Genomic DNA, 25,222 nt, shown 5'->3' with positions numbered 1-25,222 from the left:
ATTAATTGTGAATATGACTTAATTATCACCATATTCGTCATATTCACGACAAAGCACTATAGTATCCTCGATTAAACGCCTTGCAATAGTTCCGTACTCTGGAATTTTAGGTAATGCTGTATAATGAAACCAATTCGCTTCAACTAACTCACTTTTATCGATTGAAATATCACCACTATCGTAATCAGCTAAGTAAGCCATCATCAGTGAATTAGGAAAAGGCCATGGTTGAGATGCAATATAACGAATATTTTTTATTTTGATCTTCGATTCTTCAAAAACCTCTCGCTCAACAGCCATTTCCATGGTTTCACCCACTTCAGTAAATCCAGCAAGAACGGTATATAAATTATCTTGATTATGTCGTACATGTTTGGCCAGTAAAATTTTATTATTATGTCTTATTGCCACAATAATTGAGGGTGATATTTGTGGGTAATAACGTTGGTGACAATGATCACACATACAACACCACTCTGTTTTACTAATATACATTTCGTGACCACAATAGCCACAATACTTATGAGAACGATAAAACTCAGCCAGTTGTACTGCACGACCAGCCATATTGAATAAAGAGGGATCTTCATCATTGAGTAATGGACGGATTGAACTCATAGCTTCATTCATTTCTTTGCAAATCAACCAAGCTGTTTGTCCATTCCATTCACCAATAGGTTGCGAAAGTTGATCTTTAAAGCCGAACTCACTGGCAGTCCCTACCGGAACTTGACCATTCGGTAACCATAAACGCCCATTTTTACTAACAAACCAATAACCTTTTTCATTACCGGTTAAATTAAACTGTGATTGTATATTCATATGAAATTATGCCAAAACAAAGACGAGAAAGGAGGAATTACCCCTCCTTTTTGATTATATTATTTCTTTTTCTTCTCATGAAGCCCTTTTTTCTCAAGTTCCCAATAAATAATACGTTGTTGGGCAATTGTGAATAAATTACTTACGATATAGTATAAAACTAAACCTGACGGGAACCATAAGAAAAATACTGTAAATATCAATGGCATATAAGTCATTAATTTTTGTTGTAATGGATCTGTAACGGGAGTTGGTGACATCTTCTGAATTAAGAACATAGTACCACCCATCAATAAAGGGAAAATATAGTATGGGTCTTGCGCTGATAAGTCATATATCCAAAGAGCAAACGGTGCATGACGAAGCTCGACTGTATTACCCAACATATAAAATAACGACAAGAAGATAGGCATTTGAATAATTAATGGTAAACATCCACCCAATGGATTTACTTTCTCTTGTTTGTAAAGTGCCATTGTTTCCATACTCATTTTTTGTCTATCATCACCATAACGCTCTTTTAATGCTTGCAAACGAGGTTGCAATAACTTCATTTTAGCCATTGAACGATATTGTGCGCGAGTTAATGGGAATAAAATACCACGTACAATAAAAGTGATAACAATGATGGCCAAGCCCCAGTTACCCACAAAACTCTGAATAAATTTCAATAAATAAAATAGTGGTTGAGACAAGAACCATAACCAACCATAATCAACGATTAAATCAAGATGATTAGCCGTTTCTTTTAATTGACTTTGAATTTCTGGACCTAACCATAACTTAGCGCCAATAGACTGCTTACTACCTGCTTGAACAACTGTCGTTTCACCTTTAAAGCCAATAGTAGCTTGAGAATTTTTTGCCGTCGCACGAGAATAAAGTAGATTATTTTGATCCTGAGTTGGCACCCACGCAGACGCAAAATAGTGTTGTAACATTGCGACCCAACCCGTTTGTGTATCTACAGATAAGGTCTTATCTTTTATATCATCAAAACTATATTTGCTGTAATTAGTACTAGAACTAGAATACGCTGTACCACGGAAAGCACTCAAGCCTAATCCACCACCGCCTTCGGTCACAGCATCATGAGGTAACTCAATAGTCTGTTTTAGCTGACCATACATAGCCACTTCAACAGGAGCATCACTTTGGTTATTAACATCATACTGAACATCAATAGCATAACTACCACGATGTAATATGTAATATTTAGTATAAGTTACACCATTCACCTCATAAGTTAACGGAACTCGTAATTCATTTTCACCGTCAGCTAAAACATATTCACTTTGTGCTGTTTGATACACAGGACGTTTTACGCCTTGAGTCGCATTATCAGGTCCATCTTTGCCCGTTAAACCACTTTCAGCAACATATACAAAATCTGGACGTGAAACAAGTAGCTGAAAAGGAGTACCTGAATGTAGTGTTTGCTCATATTTTAATAATTGAGCAGACTGCACATCACCACCATAAGTATTTATAGTCAGTGACAGTACATCTGATTTAACGGAAATTGCTTGACCAAGGGTTAAGCCATCGGTGGAGTCATCTTCACTGGTTTGTTGTGTTAATTGATTGGTTGCTACTGGTTTTGGTTCATGATCCTTCTGCCATGCAGTCCAAATCAAAAAAGATACAAAAAGTAAAGCAATAACTAAAATATTACGTTGAGATGCCATTAGTGTTTTTCTCTATTGTTTTTAATTCTAGGAGGTACAAAATCTTCCCCTCCTTCATGTAAAGGGTGACATTTTAATACACGTTTGACCGTTAGCCAACCTCCTTTTAATAATCCAAAGCGTCTTAATGCAATTATGGCATATTGTGAACATGTTGGGGTAAACCGGCATTTAGGACCAAATAGTGGGCTAATAAAGCGCTGATAAAAACGAATCAATAAAATAAAAGTATTAACTATCAATAACTTACATGCAATAACATGTTGTTTGATCATTAATATAATTTTAGCTAAACCATTTGTTTGGTGACGATTCGTTGACATAACTTGTCTAGTGTTTCAATAATGTGCTGATTATCTAAATTAATAATAGGCTGTTTAGCCATTAAAATAAAATCAATATTAGGTAATTGATGCTGATGATGACGAAAATACTCTTTAGTCAGTCGTTTAATACGATTACGTTCATGAGCTCGCTTAACCTGTTTTTTGGCGATAGCAAAACCTAAACGAGGGTGTTCTAAATTATTCTTTCGAGTAACTAATGTAAGGAAAGGAGAACCAGCGCGAATGGATTCTTGAAAGACATAACTGAAATCAAAGGGAGTTAACAAACGCAACTCCCGAGGAAAAGTGAGTTTAACCACTCAACTTTAAATCAGCTAGCAACAGTTAAACGAGCACGGCCTTTAGCACGACGGCGAGCTAGAACCTGACGACCATTTTTAGTAGCCATACGAGCGCGAAAACCGTGAGTTCTATTACGTTTTAATACTGATGGTTGAAATGTGCGTTTCATGACGATTTATATCCAAATCTAATTTATCAACAGGTTGTAGAGTAATAACTCCACAGCATTAATTAAAGAGGTCGGAATTATAGTGGCTATTTTAGTTTTCGTCAATGAGATTTTCATAGATAAGGAGTTAAAGAAGAATCTTCATATTGAATCGTAAATCCGATAAAACATCGTCGTTTTATTGGTTATATAACATATCATAAGTACCATTTGGCAATGTAAAAATAAATCAATAATAATTTATTTTTTATCAATATTAGTGTAAATATTGACCGCAACCAACACTATCTCTAATTGATGAAATAACACTTAACATTTATTAACAAAATTAAACTAGCGATATACTAAAAATTAGTTTATAAAAATATTTTAAAAAAGAGTAAATAAATTGGTTGTTACATAGCCAAAATCAGGAACAATTTAAATGAAACACGTGAACAATTTCACTTCTGACAAAACTATCACAGCAAGCAAGCAAGCAAGCAAGCAAGCAAGCAAGCAAGCAAGCAAGCAAGCAAGCAAGCAAGCAAGCAAGCAAGCAAGCAAGCAAGCAAGCTATTATAACATGTAAACCAAATTTCTTCAAGAAACTTAACTTATTTTTTTCATTTCAAAAAATTGGCCAATTCAAAAAATTAACTTTAAAACGTCAAATAGTTAGAAAGTTAATAGTAATATCACTATTTTTCCCTTGTATAACTAATGCTGCTTTATCAGCTAAAACAGTAGAAATAATACATGGAAATGCACCTTATTTGGACAAAAATTTAACTGATGAGATAAAAAAACAATCATTGAGTTTGCTTGGATTTAAATTTGATGGTGTTGATTATTATGATGATAACATCAGTACGTTACATGTTAACCCGATGACTATTTCACCTTCAATGATAACTGGACTCCTTAAAACACCGGCTGTATCACAAACTAAAGACGATGATGGTGATAATAACTTCAAATTATCCGTAAAAACTCAACTTAGTACCGATTTTTACGATAATCTTGGTAATAAAATAAGTGATAAAACAAAAACTTTTTGTGATATAGCCAATAACCATCCTAGCCCTTACAAACTTAAAATTAGTGGTGATTTAACTTTAACAACTCAGTATGGTGTCCCAAATTCGAAAGAATATAATATATCAACAACAGAAACATTAATTCAGCCTAGTAAAGAGTATCTATTACCTGTTACTAATCAGATTTGTTATCTTAAGCCCAACCTAAATGATAACACCAATGCGTGGCTTGGATTAGGCGCATCATCAATGTGGGATCCTGATAGAGGGTTTTTAGTACAATCAACAGAACCAAGTTCGTATAATAAAAACTTCCCAACAACTGGATCTAACCGGCTCTTTTTTGATATATCTTTTATTACAAATACACCGTTAACATGGTCAAATGTAAGTGTAGGAGGTATAACCGCAAAAGTTTCTAATATTACTAATAATAGTGTAAGAATTACTTTAGATGGTCCGTATGCATCGGTAAGTCAAAGTGACTCCAACAATCCAAGTCCTGTTGCCAAACCGTCATTACCAGCCGTTTTTGAGTTAGAAGGTAAAGATAGTAAGAATAATACAGTTATTAAATACGGATTTAGCCTAAAGCAATGGTTTATTCATAGATATCGTTGGGCTATCGTTGGTACTCAAAGAAATTGGTGTACACACACCGGCTATTATGTACCAGATGTCAAAGATTTAACAAATGCACAAGGAACATCTAAAGATGCTACGGATAATAAGCAAATCCCTTCTCCACCACCAATTCCTACTTTTCCTGATCAAGCATCAGCATCAACCGATAACTTCTATCGACGACATATTGGAGCAGGGTTATTTACTGAATGGGGAAGTATGGGCATTTATAATGATCAAGGAATAATAAAAGATGGACATTATGACGATCCGAACAATATAGACTGGAGGTCTTATGTTGGTTACTGGACTAACTATGATGCAAATACATATCATTATCATGTCGACGGAGGTAATGGAATGGTCTTTGTTAATCCATGGGACGGTGGTCATTATATTAGCTGTAAAAGTAATTAATATTGTAAATTACTTAACGTTTAACTAAAGGTAATAAAAGTTAATTATAAACTGGAGATATTACCTATAAATAGATATCTAGCCTAGATCCAAAATCTCTAGGCTTATTTATCATTAAATGCAATAACTCGCTTACTTTTTTCACCACCAATCTCACGCGCTAATTTTGGTACTAAATAACCTGATACGCACGAAGCAAGTCTTTGCATTAATTGTTTTGCTTCACTATCGCTAACTAAAAAATGAGCCGCACCTTGTACTTTATCCAATAGATGTATGTAATAAGGTAAAATACCCGCATCAAACAGTTTGTTACTTAATTGAGCTAAAACATTAACATCGTCATTAATATTTTTCAGTAATACACTTTGATTAAGCAAAGTAACTTTATGTTGCTTTAACTGTTGAATGGCTCCTTCTACACTTTCATCAATTTCATTTGGGTGATTGATGTGAGTCACCACAATTATCTGTAATCTACTTTGATAAAATAGTCGGCAAAGTTCAGGTGTAATACGTGAAGGAATAACGACCGCTAAACGTGTGTGTATACGTAATCGTTTAATATGAGGAATATGTTCAATAGCATCGAGCAAAAAAGCCATTTCATGATCTTTAGCCATTAATGGATCACCACCAGAAAGAATAATCTCATCTAATTCTGGATGATTTGCAATATATTCAAGCGCAACAGCTAGATTTTTTTTACTACTTTGATTGCTTTGATAAGGGAAATGCCTTCTAAAGCAATACCGGCAATTAATCGCACAAGCCGTTTTTGTAATTAACAATGCGCGATTGTAATATTTGTGGAGCAATCCAGGAATAGCATTTTCTTGTTCCTGTAATGGATCTTCACTATATCCTGTAACTTTTATCATTTCACGATCATTGCAAAGTACCTGTAACAATAGTGGATCATGTATATCACCTTTTTTCATACGATTGATAAATGACATAGGTACTCGTAGTGGAAATTGTTTTTTTGCTTGTTGCATGGCAAGAGAAATCATCTCAGAATCAAGATTTAAACAACGATAAAGTTCATTGATATCCGTGACTACATTAGCAAGTTCAAAAATCCACTCATCTTTATTTGGTAGTTCAACTTTTTGCTGTATAATATGGCTCATTTTTTGTAATTCAGAATGATAGTTGGAGCTTTTATGGCATCTTATAGTACGAATGAGTTTAAAGCTGGTCTAAAAATAATGCAAGATGGTGAGCCATGTGTAATTGTTGAAAATGAGTTTTATAAACCAGGTAAAGGGCAAGCAATTAATCGCGTAAAAATTAAAAAATTACTTTCTGGTAAAACCGTTGATAAAACGTTTAAATCAGGCGAATCTGTTGAAGCAGCCGATGTTGTAGATATGAATTTAGTTTATCTATATACAGATGGTGAATTTTGGCACTTTATGAATAATGAAACATTTGAGCAATTATCTGCTGATGCTAAAGCGGTTGGTGATAATGCAAAATGGTTAGTTGAACAAGCCGAATGTATTTTAACATTATGGAATGGTCAACCGATAGCAGTAACGCCGCCAAACTTTGTTGAGCTAGAAGTGGTAGAGACTGATCCAGGTTTAAAAGGTGATACAGCCGGTACTGGTGGAAAACCAGCAACATTATCAACTGGAGCGGTTGTTAGAGTGCCATTGTTTGTGCAAATTGGCGAAGTCCTCAAGGTTGATACTCGTTCTGGTGAATATGTTTCCCGTGTCAAATAAATAATCATCGATTACTTGATATTATTATCATATTTTATAATTTGTTGTATTCTAGTAATAAAAAACAGACAGTGTAAATTAAAAACTGTCTGTTTTTTATATTAATAATAAATTGCATCATCTAGTTTTTGATCATGTCATTTTAATTTAAATCCCATCTATCATAGCTTATCTACTTTATAAATAGATTGATAAAAATAGTTGTCATTACCGTCAAACTACATTAAATAAAATAAACGGCTAAAGCCTGATAAATTTCAACTTGCACCTATATAATTGAGTTGTCGCCATGATTCATAGACAACCACTGCAACAGAATTAGATAAATTCATACTTCGACTATTAACTGTCATTGGAATACGAATTTTTTTATCTTGGGGTAACTCATCTAATATTGATGAAGGCAATCCCCTAGTTTCAGGTCCAAACATTAAAAAATCATTTGCTTTATAATGTACTTCACTATGCGGTTTCTGCCCTTTGGTCGTTAAAGCATAAACTTGATTTTGTAAATTAATTTGATTGCAATCTAAAAAATGTTTGAGATTTTTATAACGTTTTACATCAACAAATTCTTGGTAATCTAATCCTGCACGCCTTAATTTTTTGTCATCCCAAAAAAATCCCATTGGTTCAATAATGTGTAAATTAAAGCCTGTGTTTGCGCAAAGACGAATAATATTACCGGTATTTGCCGGTATTTCTGGTTCGAATAAAACAATGTTCAATGAAACATTTGACACAATTATTTCTCTATTATTGTTACTAATGATGGATTGGTAATACTATCACAATTCTGAGTCCACCTAAGTGGCTTTTTTCAGCTTTAACTGTACCCATATCTCTTGTGATAGAATTAAAAACAATAGCAAGCCCTAATCCCGTCCCGCCTGATTCGCGATCGCGAGCTTCACTGGTTCGATAAAAAGGTCTAAAAATTTGCTCTAGTTCGTTACTTGGTACACCTGGACCATCGTCATCGATAGTTATTAAAATATGTTGCTGCTCAACAACAAAATTAATCTCAACTTCACTATCGGAATAACGAAAAGCATTTCTGATCACATTTTCTAAAGCACTACATAATGCAACGGGATAACATAAAATAGTTGTATTAGTTAAAGGATGATTAATTGAAAATTTTTTACCAATTTGCTCTGCTTCAAAAATTGCATTATCGAGAACTGGTTTAAATAACACACCAATTTGTTTTAGCTCTCGAATTTCATTATTTTCATATTGTTTTCTCGCTAAAGACAATAAGTCACCGATCATGGAATCAAGCTTTAGAGCCTCACTGTTAATCCGTTCAACTTCTTTACTTTCACCCTGTTTGCGACGCAATAAAGATGTGGCTAGTTGTAAACGTGTTAATGGCGTACGTAATTCATGAGAAATATCTGACAACAGTTGTTTTTGTAACTCTTGCATTCTCTTTAACTCACGTAACATATGGTTAAAACTAGCCCCTGTTGCTTTATATTCTGACGAACCCATTTTTTCAAGATCTGACCATTCTTGTAAATTCCCTTTTGCTACTTGATCGGCAACATGTTTTAAACGTCGTGCTGGTTTTGCTATACTCCAGGATAACCACAATAAAAAAGGTGAACTAGCTAGCATAGTTAAACTCAACAATAAGAAAGGGTGGTCGAAAATGAAATTCACAAATTGTGATTGAATATCACTAGCCGGTTGCAAAATATATAATTGATATCTTTCATTATTATAATGAATTAAAAAGGGGCCGATGATCTCTTGCGAATCATAGATTTTTTTGGCAGGGTCATCTACATCATGGGATTTTTCATTAAAATTTTTGACTATGTCGATATTACTACTATCAGCTGTAATAATTTGATCATTCGGTGTAATAATAAATAAGAACTGTCCTGGTTTCTGATAAGTATCCATAACCACAATGAATCGCATCCACCAACGGAAACTATTTTTGGGAATATTAACGATGTCTTTTTCAATTTGCTTAGCAAGCTTATTGCCTATTTCTTCCTCTTTATTAGCTAAATAAGTCAGATTACGAGAGTCAAAATTAGGAACTAACATAGCTAACATTAGAAACAAAGCTACAGTGAATAAAAATATTGTGAAAATTCTGATTGTTAAGCGATCAAAAATCCACATATTATTTTACCTTATTAAAAATACACTATTTTTATTGCAGATCATCATTGTGGTCGATAACAAATAAATAACCTTTAGAACGTAATGTTTTAATCCATGGTAACCCATCACTACGTGGAGGAAGTTTCTTTCGCAAATTTGATACATGAACATCAATTGAGCGAGCCAAAGGCAAAAACTCTTTACCTAACACGGTTTCACTTAAGGTATCTCTGGAAATAATCTTGCCCGCATTTTCGAGTAATTTGAGTAATACCTGAAATTCTGTACCCGTTAATTCTATGTAATTATCATCGAAATAAACAGATTGTTGCTTTCGATTAACCGTAAGCTTATCAATATTATATTGATCCAGTTCCTCAGTAACTTCATGAGCCATATTATCCCAAAGCGTTCTGCGTAAAAGTGCGTTAATTCGAGCAATTAATTCTCGATCATTAAACGGTTTTTGAATGTAATCATCTGCACCTAGTTCAAGACCTACTACTTTATCAAGTTCACTATCTTTAGCGGTTAAAAAAATCACTGGTACAGTATATTTCGCTCTAAGTTGAGACAATACACTAAGCCCATTCATCTCAGGCATCATAATATCCAGTAAAATAAGATCAATAGTATTGTCAAATTTTTCTAATGCTTGAATTCCATTGTTAGCTGTTTCAACAGCAAACCCTTCCAATTCAAGTAATTCTCGCAATAACGAAGCTATTTCAAGATCATCATCTACTACAAGTAATTTTTTCATTACAATCCTTTTTATCTTATTAATATAGAATACTTATTTTTAATTAGTTACCAATAAACTCTGATATTGTATCTAATATATATGCAAAAAAATACTAACAATATAATAATTGAAATTCAGCTATCAAGCCTTGAATATTTTAACGTTATGATAACCTTGTTCAATTAAATAGAGTGCTTGTAATTTGCTCATCACACCACGTTCACAATAAAGTAAATATTGTTTTGATTGATCTAAATCACCAAATTGTGTTGCTAATTTATAAAATGGAATGATTTTTATCTCAACATTACTCAATTTAAGTGGATTGTCCTCTTGCTCATCTGGTGAACGAATATCGATAATTACCTGATTTGAGGTAAGTGTTGTCACTGTTTCAACATGTTGAATTGTTATATCGGTCTGTTTAGCTATTTCTCTGATATCGATATTTTCTGCTTCGTCAACTGCTTTGTTTAAAATAGAAAAATCAAAATTTAGCTCTTCCGCTTCAATATTATCTTTAATAGCCTTCACTGTAGGACTTTTAGAAATGACACCACAAAACTCAGGCATAGTTTTAGCTATATCTTCAGTTCCAATTTGACGGGCAAGATTAATTATAGTTTCCTTATCATGCGTTATCAGTGGTCGCAAAATTAGGGTATCACTGACATTATCTATCAAACGTAAATTAGTTAAAGTCTGGCTTGACACTTGACCTAATGCTTCACCAGTTACGAGAGCCTGTACTTTATAGCGCTCAGCAATTTTTGACGCAGCACGAATCATCATTCTTTTAAGAATAACGCCCATTTGACCGTCATCAATTTTTTCAAGGATCTCACCAACAACATCAGAAAAATCTATAGCAATAAAACGGACTTTATGCGAACTACCAAAACGCTCCCATAAATAATAAGCCATTTGCTTAACGCCAATTTCGTGAGTTTTGCCGCCTAGATTAAAAAAGCAATAATGTACTCGCGAGCCACGCCTCATTAGCATATAGCTTGAAACACCTGAATCAAAGCCTCCGGAAATAAGGGAAATAACATCTTCTTGAGTTCCTGTTGGAAATCCACCTAGCCCTTCATACCTTCCCTTAATAAGTAATAGCTTATCTTTGTCAATTTCTAAATTGACTGTAATATCAGGGTGAGTTAATTTAACTTTTGCAGAAGCAACATGTTGATTAAGTCCGCCTCCAACATAACGTTCTACATCAATTGACGTAAATTCATGTTTACCCCGACGCTTAACACGTACACAAAAAGTCTTGTTTTCAATTAATGGAGCATAATAATCCAACGCTTTTTCAAAGATATCATGAACATCTTCAAAATTAAGTTCATCAACTACTAAAATATGGTGGATACCCGGAATGCGTGTTAATAGATCGAGGATCTGATCTTCACTATTGACAACTTTTGGTCGAACTTCAATAAAATCCCAATGCCTTATAACTGCAACTTCTTCAATATGATGCTTTAAAATATTGCGGATATTACTGGTTAATATTTTGATAAAACGTAGACGAACAGAATCACTTTTTATCGTGATTTCAGGGAAAAGTTTAACAATAAATTTCATAAAACTGGAACGACTTATATCTTAAAATGACGACATTATACTGGTTTCTTAATAAAAACGCACAATTGATTACTCAAAACATCAAAAAATTGATTCTAGATACTAGTTTTTTTATATTAAAATTTGCAATATAATATATCTGTTAGTTGTTCCAATATATATATTATATTCTTCTCAGTTATATCCCTTTTTTATATTAATTAAGTTTTGAATCTCTAAAAATTACTAAATCAGACAATAAAGAAATTTGACCGTTTAGGTAAGAGGGTTAAAATGTTAACATTTAATAGTAAGCGGTATAATAAAAAATCGAACAATACATTTATAATAAAAAAATTAATTTTTTATCCTTTAATTTTCCCTTTTTTGGCTAATGCTATTCTTCCTGCAATCACTTCAAATAAAATAAAAGGAAATGCACCTATTTTTATATCTAATAAAGCTAAAGATAATTTAGGCTTTACAGTCAACGGCACTTTTTATAGTGACAAATTAGGTAACTTACCACAATTTTTTAATAAAAATCTAACTATTAATGATTTCAAAGTGAAAACTGTTACTAATAGTGATTTTTCTCCTTTAAATGACTATTATGATGAAGACGGGGATGAAGCTAAAACTTCTGGAAATGGTACTTTTTCTATTGGCACGATAACATTTAACTGGAAAGATAATTCAGGTAAGGTTATACCTAAATCAGATTATACAAAAACTATTGGTTGTGGAAGTAATTTTAGTATGCCATTAAATTTAGAGATAACTGTTTCTGATATTCAAGTTCACTCTGAATACGGTATTCCCCAAGATAGTGATTTAAATAAATTAATCAAAACATATCAAATTTTACCAAAATCTGAAATCTGCTTTGCAAAACCTAATCAAATGATAGTGAATAATCAACAAACTTGGGCGAGTGTTAGGCCTATATTATATAATGGAAAAACTGAATGTATCCTCGCAGGTTATAATGATAATGAACTCAATTTGTCAATAACTGACTCTAATAGGGGAAATAAAGGTTGGAACTATTTAGGTTATGAATATAGAGATACGACATGTGGAGGGGGATATGATCACACTGTATTTGATCCTCAAAATGGATTTTATGCTTCAATTAATCCTAAATTTCCAACGACAGGGTTTGCTGGTGCTAAATTTCAATTAATCATGACTGGAGCACAGACTGATTGGGACTTCTCTGTTAATTCTAACCCATTAGGTAGCGTTACTGTTGATCCAAATGGAAATGTCTATTTAAACAGTAAACCTAATGGCACTGTAACAATATTAGCAAAATTTAAACAAAATTTAAGCATAATACATACTTATAATTTTAATCCAACCAAAATATGGGTAATCCCTAATGGTAATACTTCCTATACTTATACACAAGCTGTAAATTTATGTAATGGTGAAGCAAATATACCGACAAGAGCAGAAATGACAAACTCACCAAATGCTCCAGCTTCATGGACAACATATCCAAAAACTTGGGATGTTTTCACTCGAACCATCAATGAGGGACTCTTAAGTGAATGGGGTATGACATTTAAAGAAAATTATCCTGACTCAAATTGGCCTAATGGATATAGCGGGACATGGTTTCATTCATCAGATATTTTTCCTGATGCTTATTTATACCCTGGATTGCAAGATAGTAGATATGCTATAGATGCTTGGATAGGTCAAATTGAAGTTTGGAAACAAGGTGAATTATTACATACTGTATGTAAAGGATAAAAATAAACTAAGATAACCAATAAAAGCATTAAATTCGTTAAAAGTTTAAACAAAAACTACATTTTATAGAAGACGTAAAGGACAATCCTCAAATTATGCTAATAATCTCTGAAATTTTACTTGCTTGTTGCTCGCTCTTTCGCTAATATTTCGCATCAATAAATTTTTGTTGTATGACATGTAAAAATTGACAGGTTAAAATGTACGCACTTTTAATTACAGGTTATTTAATTATCGCTTTAGTGATAATTGTTTTAGTATTAATTCAGCGTGGTAAAGGCGCTGATATGGGTTCATCTTTTGGAGCTGGTGCATCAGCAACTTTATTTGGCTCGTCAGGAAGTGGAAACTTTTTAACACGCACAACAACTATTTTAGGTATATTGTTCTTTGTATTAAGTATCGTTTTATCTAATTTAGGCAGTCGTAGTCATTTTAGTTCATCTGGTGAATTCAATAATATTGAAGAAGTAGCACCAACTACAACGCAACAAAATACGAATACCGGTGAATCACATGAGGAAATAAGTCCAGCGACTCAACCTCCTCAACAAAGTACAAATCCAACATCCGATATTCCTGAATAATAACGGCGCCGTGGTGGTGAAATTGGTAGACACGCTATCTTGAGGGGGTAGTGCTTCAGAGCATGCGGGTTCAAGTCCCGCCCACGGCACCAAATCAATAATCAGTAACATCCTTTTAAATCCTTTAAAACCCACCAAACATAGTACAAACAAGGCTTAGAGCCTATTTTGCTATTCTGTAAGTATCAGTGAGGCACATTTACAACCAAAAATAATGGGGGTATATTTTGGGGTAGGATAAAGTACCTTTATAATTAGATCCCCCCAAAAGTGAAAAATGGCTATTAAAACTACCCCTTTGACTGATACACAAATAAAAGCATTAAAAGCCAATAGTAAGGATAAAAAGTATTTTGACGGTGGAGGTCTTTTTTTGTTAGTCAAATCGTCAGGAGCTAAATTATGGCGATTTAAATATAAAAAACCCATATCAAATAAAGAGACATTATTATCTTTTGGTAAATATCCAGAAGTTTCGCTACAGCAAGCGCGAAAACAACGCGACGAAGCACGCGAATTAATTAAGCAAGGCATAGCCCCCCAAGAACATAAAGCGGAACAAGAACAACTTAAGCAAGAAGCAATCGGCAATACATTCTACTCCATGGCTGAGCGGTGGCTTAAATTCAAAACAGAACAAGGACTAGAAGAACAAACTTTAAAAAAGGCTTGGCGTTCATTAGAGAATCATGTATTCCCTTACATTAAAGACATTCCCATAAACCAAGTAACCGCAATTAAAGCTATCAATGCTTTACAACCATTAAATAACAATAATAAATACGAGACAGTAAAAAGAGTTTGTAGGCGAATCAACGAAATAATGTATTATGCTGTCAATATGGGAATTATCGATAATAACCCTCTTGCTAAAATTACCGACGTATTTAACAGCCCGAAAGTAAAAAATCAGCCCACCATATCCCCTACTGAGTTACCGCAGTTTATGCAAGCCTTATCTATGGCTAGTATTGAGTTACAAACAAGATGCGTGATTGAATGGCAATTACTCACATTAACGCGACCTAGCGAAGCTGTAGGCGCTCGGTGGGATGAGATAAATTTTAATAAGAAGATATGGAGTATTCCTGCCGAACGCATGAAAATGGATAGACCTCACAATATACCTTTATCCCCACAAGCAATAAAAATACTTGATATAATGAAATCTATTAACCATAAAAGCGAGTTTGTTTTCCCAACAGCAAGACCACCTTATAACAAGTCAATGAGTAGTCAAACCGCTAACATGGCAATAAAGCGCATGGGGTACAAAGATAAGTTAGTAGTACATGGATTAAGAGCTTTAGCGAGTACAACACTAAATGAGCAAGGCTTTAATTATGACGTAATAGAGAGCGCATTATCGCACGTTGATAAGAACGCAGTTAGGCGAGCTTATAACCGAGCAGAGTACGAACAACAAAAAAGAATCATGCTTGACTGGTGGGGTGACTTTGTAGAGCAAGCCAGTAAAGGGAATGTCTCATTATCCGGTAATCGTAACTTAAAAATAGTCAATCAATAACTTTCTTTCGATATAGATATCATAACTTAAATATCATCTACATATAAAAAGATCCATCCCCAATTTATACACTATTTTCTCATCAATCGATTTTAATTTAATAGCTTATTATCTGATTAATTTAAGATTAATGATAATTTTTTTGAAGATCATCACAAAACTGAATAAAGTTCATTGAACAATATTTGATTCTATAGTCAAATCGATAACGCAAACGATTGCAATAACGATTACAAAAGAGGAATTATTATGTCAAATATAAAAATTGATTTACGAGGATTAAACCCTGCTCCTGTAACACCATTTACACGTGATGGTAAAGTTGATTATACCGCATGTAAAAGATTAGGTGCATGGTTACGCAGTATTGACGGAGTGAAAAGCTTAACCGTGTTAGGACATGCTGGCGAAGGTACATTTCTATCTCAGGATGAGCAATTAAAAGTTATTGAAGCATTTGTAGAATCTGTAAATGATGAAATTCCAATTATTGCGGGAATTACTTTAGAAGGTACTAAAGTAGCTGCAGAAGAAGCAAAACGTGCAGTTAAAGCTGGTGCGAAAGCTGGTTTATTATATCCTTCACATGGTTGGTTACGTTTCGGTTATCAAAAAGGCGCTCCACAAGATAAATATCGACAAGTTTATGAAGAAAGTGGTTTACCGTTGATTTTATTTCAATATCCAGATGTTACTAAATGTACTTATAACTTAGAAACACTACTTGATATTGCTGCACAACCGGGTGTATTTGCTATGAAAAATGGCGTACGTAATATGCGCCGTTGGGATACTGAAATTCCAGTCATCCGTAAAGAACGTCCTGATTTACAAATCTTAAGTTGCCATGATGAATATTTATTATCGACGGTATTTGATGTCGATGGATTTCTTGTTGGATATGGTAATGTAGCACCAGAACTGTTAGTTGAAATGATTAAGGCTGGTAAAGCGAAAGACTATAAAAAAGCTCGTGAAGTTCATGACCGTTTATTAGAGGTTACTAAGAAAATCTATCATCGTGGTTCACATATGGAAGGAACAGTGGCATTGAAACATGCTTTAGTTGAGCGTGGTATTCTTGAACATGCAACAGTACGCTCACCTTTATTACCATTAGAAGCCGGTGCAGAAGAAGAGATTAAAACTGCGGTAAGAAATGCGGGTCTATCTAAAGTGATGTAATACATAAAATAGCATAATCGTAGATATTGTTAATATTTACGATTATGTTTTACGCTCAAAAAAGGGAAATATATATGGCTGTAGAAAACAATATATTATCTAATGGATTGATTATTGCTCGTCTAGAAAGATTACCGCTCATACGTAAATTATTAACTATCCGAATCGTTATTGGTTCATCAACTTTTTTTGATGCTTATACAATCCTCGCGTTAGCATTTGCCATGCCGCAATTAGCTTCAGAATGGCATTTAACGCCGGCGATGATAGGCATGATTATTTCGGCAAGTTATGTTGGACAACTTTTTGGTGCTATATTTTTTGGTTCGTTAGCTGAAAAAATAGGTCGATTAGGTGTTTTGAAAATTACCATTATTCTATTTGTTCTTATGGATTGTGCTGTTTTATTTGCTTGGTCAGGCACATCAATGCTTATTATTCGATTTTTACAAGGTTTAGGTATTGGCGCTGAAGTTCCAGTGGCAAGCGCATATATTAATGAATTTGCAGGTTCTAAAAAAAGAGGTAAATTTTTCTTATTATATGAAATCATATTCCCGATAGGTTTAATGTTTGCAGGTGTTATGGGATATTTCTTGGTTCCTTTATATGGTTGGAAAATCTTATTTATTATTGGTTTGATACCATCAATATTTATGATCCCATTACGTTGGTGTTTACCGGAATCACCAAGATGGCTAGCTTCAAAAAATAGACTTGATGAAGCAAACGCAGTAGTAAAAGATTTAGAAGATAGAGCAATCAAAAAAGGATATATCTTAGCAGAACCAGTGGTCACCATATTTACCGAACCAAAAAAATCTAGTTGGAAAGAACTATTTCAAGGTATTTACAGAAAAAGAACTTTTACAATTTGGTGTTTATGGGTAAGTGCTTATATGATTAATAATGGTTTGATTACTTGGTTGCCAACACTGTATAAACAAATTTTCCATCTACCGTTAGAAACAGCATTATCTTACGGATGGATGACTTCTGCAGTAGGAGTTGTTGCATCCATTATATGCGCACTTTATATTGACAAAGTTGGAAGAAAAAAATGGTACTCATGTGCATTTATTTTAGCCATCATTCCATTCATTACTCTTTTTTTTCTCGGTGCAAAAAATCCAATTCAAGTGCTTATTTTTGGTTCGATGGCATATGCAATTTTACAAACAATTACTTTCTCTCTTTATTTATATTCATCAGAGATCTATCCTACAAGGTTAAGAACAATTGGTACAGGTATGGGAAGCGCATGGTTACGTGCTGGTTCATCTATCGGCCCTCTCTTAGTAGGTTCAATTGTGAGTTTTGCAGGTATTGAGTATGTATTCTTACTTTTTGCCGGAGTAGCACTTTTTGGTGGTTTAGTAACGGCAATTTTTGCTATTGAAACAAAAGGAAAAGTACTTGAAGAGCTATCGCCATAATATGGCGATAGCTCTTTATTATATTAAAAGCTAAATTTTGATTTTAAATGGATAGGTTAATGTATGAAATTTGTTAGTTATATATATCATGGTAAAAGTAGCTATGGGTTAGTTAATAATAATCAGATCATAGATTTAGGTGAAAAACTGGGTGTGATTTATCCGGATTTGAAATCATTACTTAGCTGCAATAATTTGAGTAAAGTTTTAGAACCTTTTTTTGATAATGGATTTAAAATTAATATCAATGAAATTATGTACTTACCTGTAATTCCCAATCCTAATAAGATTGTATGTGTTGGGATGAATTTTAAGGATAAAAAGAAAGAATACAATGTATCAAAAAATAATTTAGTTACATTTATCCGTTTTAGTGATACACAAACAGGCCATAATCAAATTCTCTTAAAACCAAAGGTATCACAACAATTTGATTATGAAGGAGAACTAGCAGTTATAATTGGTAAAGACTGTTATCAAGTTAAATACCAAAATGCTATGGATTATGTTGCTGGGTATAGTTGCTACATGGATGCATCGGTTAGAGATTGGCAGCATGAGTGTTTTACTGCTGGGAAAAACTGGCCAAAAACTGGAGGAATTGGACCATATTTAATGACCAAAGATGAAATAACTGAATTAGGCCAGCTTGTCATCTCAACCTATGTAAATGGTCAGCAATTACAAAATGATACTATTGATAACATGATATATTCAATCCCACAAATAATTGAATATATTAGTACTTTTACAAAATTAACTGTAGGAGATATTATTCTTACTGGCTCTCCTGGAGGATCAGGAAAGCATCGAAATCCTCCCCTGTTTTTAAAAAATGGAGATATCGTCGAAGTACAGATTACTCAATTAGGAAAATTAAGAAATTTTGTTATTGAACAATAAGGTAAAAGATTTTCTTATTTGCAAAATAACATGGCTATTATTAAAACAACTATCAGTAAATATACAATTTATGTTAATATTTTATAAGTTATTTTGAATATTAAGAGAATCATTTTTGGACAACAAGCAAATTACCTTAAAAGAGATAGCCAAACTAGCTGGTGTTAGTACCTCTACTGCATCAAGAGCGCTTGACGAACGGTTTGATAATTACAATAGTAAAATAGCAAAAAATATAAGAGAAATAGCAGAAAAACATGGTTATATAAGAAATATTATTGCTTCAAATCTGCGTAGAGGTACAACAAGAACTATTGGAGTTTTAGTTCCCTATTTAAGTGATACTGTAATGGCTCTTTTATATGAAAATATTGCAAATATTGCAGAACGTCATAACTATTTTACTGTTGTTGCAACTGCCGGAAATTCAAAGGAAAGAGAGCGTGAAGTTATTAAAAGCTTATTGGATAGAAAAGTAGATGCCTTGATACTAGCTACCTGTTCTTTAGATGATGAAAACATAGCATCACTAAGAAGAAATAAAATACCTCATTCATTAATTTTAAGAACAGATGGTCAAAGTTATTCTTCGATTGGGGATGATAAAGCAGGAGCATATATAGCAACCAAACATTTGATTGATCTTGGTCATAAAAAAATAGCTTTAATAAATGGACCTATCAAAAGTTCCAATTCAAAATATAGACAAGAAGGTTTTATTGAAGCAATGAAAACATCAAACTTAAAATTGAATAAAGATTGGATCATCAATTTGGGGTTTGATATAAAATCTGGTGAGAAATCAGGTGATATTTTATTCTCTTCGAAAAAAGAAAGGCCGACAGCCATTTTTGCGACAAATGACGAACTCGCAATTGGTGTGATGAGTTCAGCTTATAATCATGGAATTGCAATTGGCAAAGATGTTTCAATAATTGGATATGGTGATATTCCATTATCATCAAGATTACCAATCCCTTTAACTACAATACAAATACCTTTTGAATATATGGCAGAAAGAGCATTTAATTTAGCAATTAATAATCAAGGACATTATCCACTTATTAATATGGTTACCCCCACATTAATATCCCGAAAATCAACTTCAAAAATTTAATAAAAACTCGCATGTATTTACATCGTTAAAAATGGGATCTTATACATTTTTTAATATTTAACCAAAATAAAAAGATCCCAAAATAATTTGCTTTTATCTTAAATTATTATAAATGAGATCATTAAGTTAACTAACTATCTTTCACCTACTACACTCATCCAATAATCAGTAACATTCTTTAAAATCATTTAAAGCACATCAAAACTAGTATAAATAAGGCTTAGAGCCTGTTTTACTATTTTGTAAGCATCAGTAAGATACATTTACATTCATATTTTTGGGAACTATATTAAGGACTACGCGGACATAGTCCTATAATTTCATAGTCCCAAAAGGTGAAAGTATGCCTAAAAAAATAGCTCCAATGACTGATACACAAATTAAGAACGCCAAGCCACAAAGTAAGGATTATCCTATTTATGATGGAAATGGTTTGCTTTTGCTTATCAAGTCAACAGGGACAAAAATATGGCAATTTAGATATTATCGCCCTATAACGAATAATAGGACTACGGTCAGTTTTGGTAGTTATCCCGAAGTTTCACTACAGCAAGCGCGAAAACAACGCGACGAAGCACGCGAATTAATTAAGCAAGGCATAGACCCCCAAGAACATAAAGCGGAACAAGAGCAACTTAAGCAAGAAGCAATCGGCAATACATTCTACTCCATGGCTGAACAATGGCTTAAATTCAAAACAGAACAAGGACTAGAAGAACAAACTTTAAAAAAGGCTTGGCGTTCATTAGAAAATCATGTATTCCCTTACATCAAAGACATTCCCATAAACCAAGTAACTGCTGTTAAGGCAATCAATGCTTTACAACCATTAAATAACAATAATAAATACAAGACAGTAAAGAGAGCTTGTAGGCGAATCAACGAAATAATGTATTATGCTGTCAATATGGGAATTATCGATAATAACCCTCTTGCTAAAATTACCGACGTATTTAACAGCCCAAAAGTAAAAAAACAACCTACCATATCCCCTACTGAGTTACCGCAGTTTATGCAAGCCTTATCTATGGCTAGTATTGAGTTACAAACAAGATGCGTGATTGAATGGCAATTACTCACATTAACGCGACCTAGCGAAGCTGTAGGGGCTAAATGGGAAGAAATTAATCTTGATAAAAAATTATGGAGCATTCCTGCCGAACGCATGAAAATGGATAGACCTCACAATATACCTTTATCCCCACAAGCAATAAAAATACTTGAGATAATGAAATCTATTAACCATAAAAGCGAGTTTGTTTTCCCAACAGCTAGACCCCCTTATAACAAGCCAATGAGTAGCCAGACCGCTAACATGGCAATAAAACGCATGGGTTACAAAGATAAATTAGTCGCGCATGGATTGAGAGCTTTAGCGAGTACAACGCTAAATGAACAAGGCTTTAATTATGATGTTATTGAAAGCGCGTTATCGCATGTAGATAAAAATGCAGTAAGACGAGCTTACAACAAGGCTGAGTATGAACAACAAAAACGCATTATGCTTGACTGGTGGGGTGATTTTGTCGAGCAAGCCAGTAAAGGGAATGTCTCTCTATCAGGTAACCGCAATTTAAAGCTAGTTAATCATTAACTACACCGCGCTATAAATATCGTGCCTCATATTTGAGTTACGCTTTCAATTATTAATAAGATCCACTCCTCAAATGTGAGGGGTGCTTTTTCAAATATCACCCTTTACAAATGCCAGTTATTAAACTGGTTTTTTTATACTTACCCCCAATATTCTAAACTTTTCATTAAAAGTGTTCACTACTATTCACATTTAAATATAATCTTGATCCTATGGTTAACCAATTGAAATATTGAAATAATTCTATAACCCTTCTTTCTCGCTCAAATAAAAAAGAATATTAATCATAATGTTAAAAATAAGTGATTTTAAGGTTGATCCAGAGTTATTATTGAAAATAAGATTAAATGCTTTATGGTGATTTCCACCATGCAGGTATTAAATTTGCAATCTGCTAAAAAGTCAGCAGATTCGTTCAATAGGATTGAATTGCTCAACAATAGCTATTTATGGCTACCCATTTGATAATAATTGTCACCTGCTCAGTGATAGTTAAAAAAATTATTTCATTTCACGTTTTGCACAAAAATGAGGAGGGGAATGTATAGAAGGCTCAAAGCTGTATAAATTTACGCTCTTTCTCCCTTTTGATGGGAGAGTGGATTATGCAGTATGCAAAAGATTAGGTATATAGTTACACCGTATTGATTAGTTCCGACATCAGACAAAAACCGAACAATAAATATTGGGCTTACTTCAACTATTTTTTGTAGATCTAATTGTTATACCTTTCAATTTTGAATAAGCTATACAATCAGATGGAATACTTTTATCAATAAAAGAAAGCGCACCAATAGTTACATTGTCTCCAATATTAATTTTTCCACCAATTATACAGACATTGGCACCAATGACGACATTATTTCCAAGTATAACATTAAACTCCTCAGACTTACCCATTCCGATAGTGACATTTTGTAAGCATGTAAAATTATTGCCAATAATAACCTTATTAGAAATAACAATTCCAATAAAATGTTGAATGGTCATTTTTATGCCAATTTTAGCTCCAAGGCCAATATCACAATTATATTTAAAAATAAGTTTATTATTAATTCTTTTAGCTATTCTTTGAAGATCTTTGTTACCAAATTGGTACATCTCATTAGCAAGTCGCCACCAAAACAAATATTTATTTTGACATTTTAAAAGCTTTTTAAATAATCTATGCCATTTAAAATCTCTTCTAATAAACTCAGAACCCCAACACTCTTTTAAAAATTTTAAATCGTGGGTCATAAGAAATTTTATGATATGATAATATTTAAACATATTAATTTTTCTTAATATTTAACCATAAGTTATATTATAGTACTTTAAAATAAAGTTCTATTTTTTAATTCAAAAATTATAGTTTTGTTACCTCAAAAAATCCATCTGATCATAAGTGTCTATTTAAAAAGATAACCATTTAATTCGTTACTTAAGAACATAGCGAATTTTGGCATTGTCAGTATCACTTTGCCTAAATTTAGCTAAATGGGGAATTTTCGGACATGTTAGTAGATAACACAAATGAAAGATTTTAATAACTTAGTACAGTAATAGAAACACAACTAAACAGCAAATTACAATAAACAGTTATCATAAAAGATTTACACAACTCTCTTTGTGAAGATAGAGATTTCTCTGCATAGATTAAAAGGAGAATAGCAGAATATGGATTTATTAACAATAATGATTTTTTATTGTCTGATTATTGATCCTCGCCAAAATACTAGACAGTGCTCACCTCTATAATCTTGTTGTTTTGGTAGTACTGTTGTTCATATTGTTCTGGCGATATCCAGCCGTTGGCTGAATGACGACGAACCCGATTATAATAAATTTCAATATATTCAAATAGTGCTTTATTCGCTAATTTCCTCGTTTGATCGTAACAATCATGAATAATATGCGTTTTTAATGTATGAAAGAAGCTTTCAGCAACCGCATTATCCCAACAATTTCCTGCTCGACTCATACTTTGTTTAAGCCCATAGTGTAATAATAACTGTTTAAAATCAGCACGACAATATTGGCTTCCCCGGTCACTGTGAATTAAGACATTTTTAGGAAAACCACGTCGAAATAATGCTTGTTTCAATGCCTGACAGACTAAATGACGGTCAATATAACGACTCGTTTGTCGACCAATGACTTTACGTCCATACAAATCAATAATCACACACAAGTATAACTAACCCTCTCCAGTTTTGATATAAGTGATATCGCTCTCCCAGACAATATTGGGTTTATCCGGATTAAACTCTCTATTTAACTTATTTAGCACCACATTATGACCACTACCCGAATCGGTTTTATACTTGAATTTACGTGCAGCTTTACTGCGTAATCCTAATTGTTGTAAAACACGACTTATTGTCCTCTCTGAGACGTGATACCCTTTATCCCTCGCATCATGTACTAAACTCGGCGCACCTAAGCGAGCTTTATGATACCAATATTGCTTGTTAATATGTTCGGTCAGTGCTGTTGACTTACCGGGTCTTTTTAACCAAGCGTAATAACCTGACCGACTCACATTAAGTAACCGGCTAACTAAACTTATACAGTAATGAGATAACTGTGTTTTCATATAACGGTACTTTATCGACTTGGATTGTTGATAAAGTACACATGCGCCTTTTTTAGTATTTCATTCGCCATTTTCAGTTCTTTGTTTTCTTTTTCAAGCGCAATAATCCGTTGTTGCTCCGGCGTTAATTCACGGCGACTGGTTTTATTTGGGGCAAGTTGCCTTACCCATTTATCGAGGGTTGATTGACCTACACCTAGATGGTTGGCTAGTTCACTTATGGAAAGGTGTGTATTTGTCAGTGCATAATCAACAGATTGTTGTTTGAATTCAAGACTAAATTTTTTGACCTTGATATTTTCTCCTATGATTTTTATTTATATCATAGAGGAATTTTGATGGTATGGCTGAAATATGGTGGAAGGATCTAGAAGCTATGCAAAGAAATCGTCAATCGACAGAAGCGATAAAAGCATTAAATACATTGGTTGAAGATGAAAAACGATTTATTGATCATTCAAAATCTATTGTTTGGTATTCTACCGAGCGTTCAATTATTCATAACTTTTTATCATAAACGTGTAAGCGTATTGAAATATATTGAAAATAAAATATACTGTATACAATAACAGTGTATTTTACGGAGATAGAGATAATGATAAGAGTAGATATTTTATTATCTAAAGATGATAAAGTGCCAGCTAAAATTGTAGACGCTTTACAGCAAGAATTAGAAAAGCATGTTCACAAAAGATATGAAGATGCAATTGTTCGTGTTCGTATCAGTTCAAGTAAATCGGTTGATGTTTCTGGTTGTGATAAGGATGATAAAGATAAACTGCTAAAAATTATTGAACATGTATTTTATAGTGATGATTGGTTACCTGAGTAACTCTGTTTTGAGTGTTTTTTTATAATTCTCTTTAACTGTTATTGATATCAATACCGTATTTAGGTTAGATCTAAATGCTAGGTATAATTAACCTAAAAATAGTTATTTCTTTTTAAAATTTGACTATCTCAAATTCAAATACATACTGAAACATATAGTTAA

At 33.2% G+C, this 25,222-nt stretch carries 24 protein-coding genes, 1 tRNA gene and 1 pseudogene; 14 read left to right on the top strand and 12 right to left on the bottom strand.

Going from position 1 to position 25,222, the window contains the following annotated elements; genetic code table 11:
• Positions 1 to 18: 18 nt before the first annotated feature.
• Genes nudC through rpmH form a run of 5 tightly spaced genes read right to left on the bottom strand, consistent with a single transcriptional unit; the run spans position 19 to position 3,308 of the window.
• Complete coding sequence (gene nudC, locus A9G11_RS08250; RefSeq protein ID WP_065619136.1) at positions 19 to 822, bottom strand: NAD(+) diphosphatase; 804 nt, start codon at positions 820 to 822, stop codon at positions 19 to 21.
• Positions 823 to 881: 59 nt separating this feature from the next.
• A complete protein-coding gene (gene yidC, locus A9G11_RS08245) occupies positions 882 to 2,510 on the bottom strand; it encodes a membrane protein insertase YidC (RefSeq protein WP_065619135.1) in 1,629 nt (542 codons plus the stop codon).
• Positions 2,510 to 2,785 carry a membrane protein insertion efficiency factor YidD gene (gene yidD, locus A9G11_RS08240; RefSeq protein ID WP_065619230.1) on the bottom strand — a complete coding sequence of 92 codons (276 nt, stop codon included), beginning with the start codon at positions 2,783 to 2,785 and terminating at the stop codon, positions 2,510 to 2,512. Before yidD ends, yidC begins: the two co-directional genes overlap by 1 nt.
• A 14-nt stretch (positions 2,786 to 2,799) precedes the next feature.
• Complete coding sequence (gene rnpA / locus A9G11_RS08235; RefSeq protein ID WP_081298485.1) at positions 2,800 to 3,156, bottom strand: ribonuclease P protein component; 357 nt, start codon at positions 3,154 to 3,156, stop codon at positions 2,800 to 2,802.
• 11 nt (positions 3,157 to 3,167) lie between these two features.
• Entirely contained in the window at positions 3,168 to 3,308 is a 141-nt protein-coding gene (gene rpmH / locus A9G11_RS08230; RefSeq protein ID WP_034944344.1) for a 50S ribosomal protein L34, read from the bottom strand.
• A gap of 424 nt (positions 3,309 to 3,732) precedes the next feature.
• On the opposite strand from rpmH, the gene A9G11_RS14430 reads away from it, so the two are divergent.
• Together A9G11_RS14430 and A9G11_RS08225 are read left to right on the top strand one after the other, a co-directional pair.
• Positions 3,733 to 3,879: a hypothetical protein gene (locus A9G11_RS14430; RefSeq protein ID WP_176701252.1), complete on the top strand. Its 147-nt coding sequence runs from the start codon at positions 3,733 to 3,735 to the stop codon at positions 3,877 to 3,879.
• A 184-nt stretch (positions 3,880 to 4,063) separates the two neighbouring features.
• On the top strand, positions 4,064 to 5,368 hold the full coding sequence (locus tag A9G11_RS08225; RefSeq protein WP_065619133.1) for a hypothetical protein: 1,305 nt from the start codon (positions 4,064 to 4,066) through the stop codon (positions 5,366 to 5,368).
• A gap of 104 nt (positions 5,369 to 5,472) precedes the next feature.
• Here A9G11_RS08225 and epmB read toward each other — a convergent pair whose 3' ends face one another.
• Positions 5,473 to 6,501: an EF-P beta-lysylation protein EpmB gene (epmB, locus tag A9G11_RS08220; protein ID WP_065619132.1), complete on the bottom strand. Its 1,029-nt coding sequence runs from the start codon at positions 6,499 to 6,501 to the stop codon at positions 5,473 to 5,475.
• A gap of 33 nt (positions 6,502 to 6,534) precedes the next feature.
• On the opposite strand from epmB, the gene efp reads away from it, so the two are divergent.
• Positions 6,535 to 7,101 carry an elongation factor P gene (gene efp / locus A9G11_RS08215; RefSeq protein ID WP_065619131.1) on the top strand — a complete coding sequence of 189 codons (567 nt, stop codon included), beginning with the start codon at positions 6,535 to 6,537 and terminating at the stop codon, positions 7,099 to 7,101.
• A 257-nt stretch (positions 7,102 to 7,358) separates the two neighbouring features.
• On the opposite strand, the gene trmL is transcribed toward efp, so the two are convergent.
• The 4 genes from trmL to thiI form a co-directional block, all read right to left on the bottom strand.
• Complete coding sequence (gene trmL, locus A9G11_RS08210) at positions 7,359 to 7,844, bottom strand: tRNA (uridine(34)/cytosine(34)/5-carboxymethylaminomethyluridine(34)-2'-O)-methyltransferase TrmL (protein WP_304363245.1); 486 nt, start codon at positions 7,842 to 7,844, stop codon at positions 7,359 to 7,361.
• Positions 7,845 to 7,866: 22 nt separating this feature from the next.
• Positions 7,867 to 9,237, bottom strand: a complete 1,371-nt coding sequence (gene cpxA / locus A9G11_RS08205; RefSeq protein ID WP_141674389.1) for an envelope stress sensor histidine kinase CpxA — start codon at positions 9,235 to 9,237, stop codon at positions 7,867 to 7,869.
• A gap of 37 nt (positions 9,238 to 9,274) precedes the next feature.
• Positions 9,275 to 9,988 (bottom strand): response regulator, encoded by a 714-nt coding sequence (locus A9G11_RS08200; RefSeq protein WP_065619129.1) that lies wholly within the window; start codon positions 9,986 to 9,988, stop codon positions 9,275 to 9,277.
• A gap of 123 nt (positions 9,989 to 10,111) precedes the next feature.
• On the bottom strand, positions 10,112 to 11,560 hold the full coding sequence (gene thiI, locus A9G11_RS08195) for a tRNA uracil 4-sulfurtransferase ThiI (RefSeq protein WP_065619128.1): 1,449 nt from the start codon (positions 11,558 to 11,560) through the stop codon (positions 10,112 to 10,114).
• Between the two features lie 273 nt (positions 11,561 to 11,833).
• Between thiI and A9G11_RS08190 the strand changes: the two genes are divergently transcribed.
• The 9 genes from A9G11_RS08190 to A9G11_RS08150 all read left to right on the top strand — a co-directional run bounded on the left by A9G11_RS08190 (position 11,834) and on the right by A9G11_RS08150 (position 21,650).
• Positions 11,834 to 13,300, top strand: a complete 1,467-nt coding sequence (locus A9G11_RS08190; RefSeq protein ID WP_065619127.1) for a hypothetical protein — start codon at positions 11,834 to 11,836, stop codon at positions 13,298 to 13,300.
• A 200-nt stretch (positions 13,301 to 13,500) separates the two neighbouring features.
• Positions 13,501 to 13,887, top strand: coding sequence for a preprotein translocase subunit SecG (gene secG / locus A9G11_RS08185; RefSeq protein WP_065619126.1), 387 nt, complete (start codon positions 13,501 to 13,503; stop codon positions 13,885 to 13,887).
• Between the two features lie 7 nt (positions 13,888 to 13,894).
• Positions 13,895 to 13,979: transfer RNA gene (locus tag A9G11_RS08180), tRNA-Leu, on the top strand.
• Positions 13,980 to 14,164: 185 nt separating this feature from the next.
• Positions 14,165 to 15,415: an integrase domain-containing protein gene (locus A9G11_RS08175; protein WP_065619125.1), complete on the top strand. Its 1,251-nt coding sequence runs from the start codon at positions 14,165 to 14,167 to the stop codon at positions 15,413 to 15,415.
• Positions 15,416 to 15,673: 258 nt separating this feature from the next.
• Positions 15,674 to 16,600: a dihydrodipicolinate synthase family protein gene (locus tag A9G11_RS08170; RefSeq protein ID WP_065619228.1), complete on the top strand. Its 927-nt coding sequence runs from the start codon at positions 15,674 to 15,676 to the stop codon at positions 16,598 to 16,600.
• Between the two features lie 74 nt (positions 16,601 to 16,674).
• Complete coding sequence (locus tag A9G11_RS08165; RefSeq protein ID WP_065619124.1) at positions 16,675 to 18,036, top strand: MFS transporter; 1,362 nt, start codon at positions 16,675 to 16,677, stop codon at positions 18,034 to 18,036.
• A 63-nt stretch (positions 18,037 to 18,099) separates the two neighbouring features.
• Positions 18,100 to 18,939, top strand: a complete 840-nt coding sequence (locus tag A9G11_RS08160; protein ID WP_065619123.1) for a fumarylacetoacetate hydrolase family protein — start codon at positions 18,100 to 18,102, stop codon at positions 18,937 to 18,939.
• A 115-nt stretch (positions 18,940 to 19,054) separates the two neighbouring features.
• Positions 19,055 to 20,056 carry a LacI family DNA-binding transcriptional regulator gene (locus tag A9G11_RS08155; RefSeq protein ID WP_218056101.1) on the top strand — a complete coding sequence of 334 codons (1,002 nt, stop codon included), beginning with the start codon at positions 19,055 to 19,057 and terminating at the stop codon, positions 20,054 to 20,056.
• A 343-nt stretch (positions 20,057 to 20,399) separates the two neighbouring features.
• Positions 20,400 to 21,650, top strand: a complete 1,251-nt coding sequence (locus tag A9G11_RS08150) for an integrase domain-containing protein (RefSeq protein ID WP_065619121.1) — start codon at positions 20,400 to 20,402, stop codon at positions 21,648 to 21,650.
• Positions 21,651 to 22,346: 696 nt separating this feature from the next.
• Here the strand turns inward: A9G11_RS08150 and A9G11_RS08145 are convergent.
• Together A9G11_RS08145 and A9G11_RS08140 are read right to left on the bottom strand one after the other, a co-directional pair.
• The gene (locus A9G11_RS08145; RefSeq protein WP_065619120.1) at positions 22,347 to 22,922 is read right to left on the bottom strand and encodes a serine acetyltransferase; all 576 of its coding nucleotides are present in this window, start codon (positions 22,920 to 22,922) and stop codon (positions 22,347 to 22,349) included.
• Between the two features lie 445 nt (positions 22,923 to 23,367).
• A pseudogene (locus tag A9G11_RS08140) lies at positions 23,368 to 24,524 on the bottom strand (IS3 family transposase).
• Positions 24,525 to 24,571: 47 nt separating this feature from the next.
• Between A9G11_RS08140 and A9G11_RS14055 the strand changes: the two are divergent.
• Together A9G11_RS14055 and A9G11_RS08135 are read left to right on the top strand one after the other, a co-directional pair.
• A complete protein-coding gene (locus A9G11_RS14055) occupies positions 24,572 to 24,745 on the top strand; it encodes an EthD domain-containing protein (RefSeq protein WP_081298483.1) in 174 nt (57 codons plus the stop codon).
• 78 nt (positions 24,746 to 24,823) lie between these two features.
• Entirely contained in the window at positions 24,824 to 25,060 is a 237-nt protein-coding gene (locus tag A9G11_RS08135) for a DinI-like family protein (protein ID WP_081298482.1), read from the top strand.
• Positions 25,061 to 25,222: the final 162 nt, after the last annotated feature.

The organism is Gilliamella sp. wkB108, assembly GCF_001690195.1.
In the GTDB taxonomy this organism is placed as follows: Bacteria; Pseudomonadota; Gammaproteobacteria; order Enterobacterales; family Orbaceae; genus Gilliamella; species Gilliamella apicola_L.
This window is presented reverse-complemented; position numbering and strand designations above follow the sequence as displayed.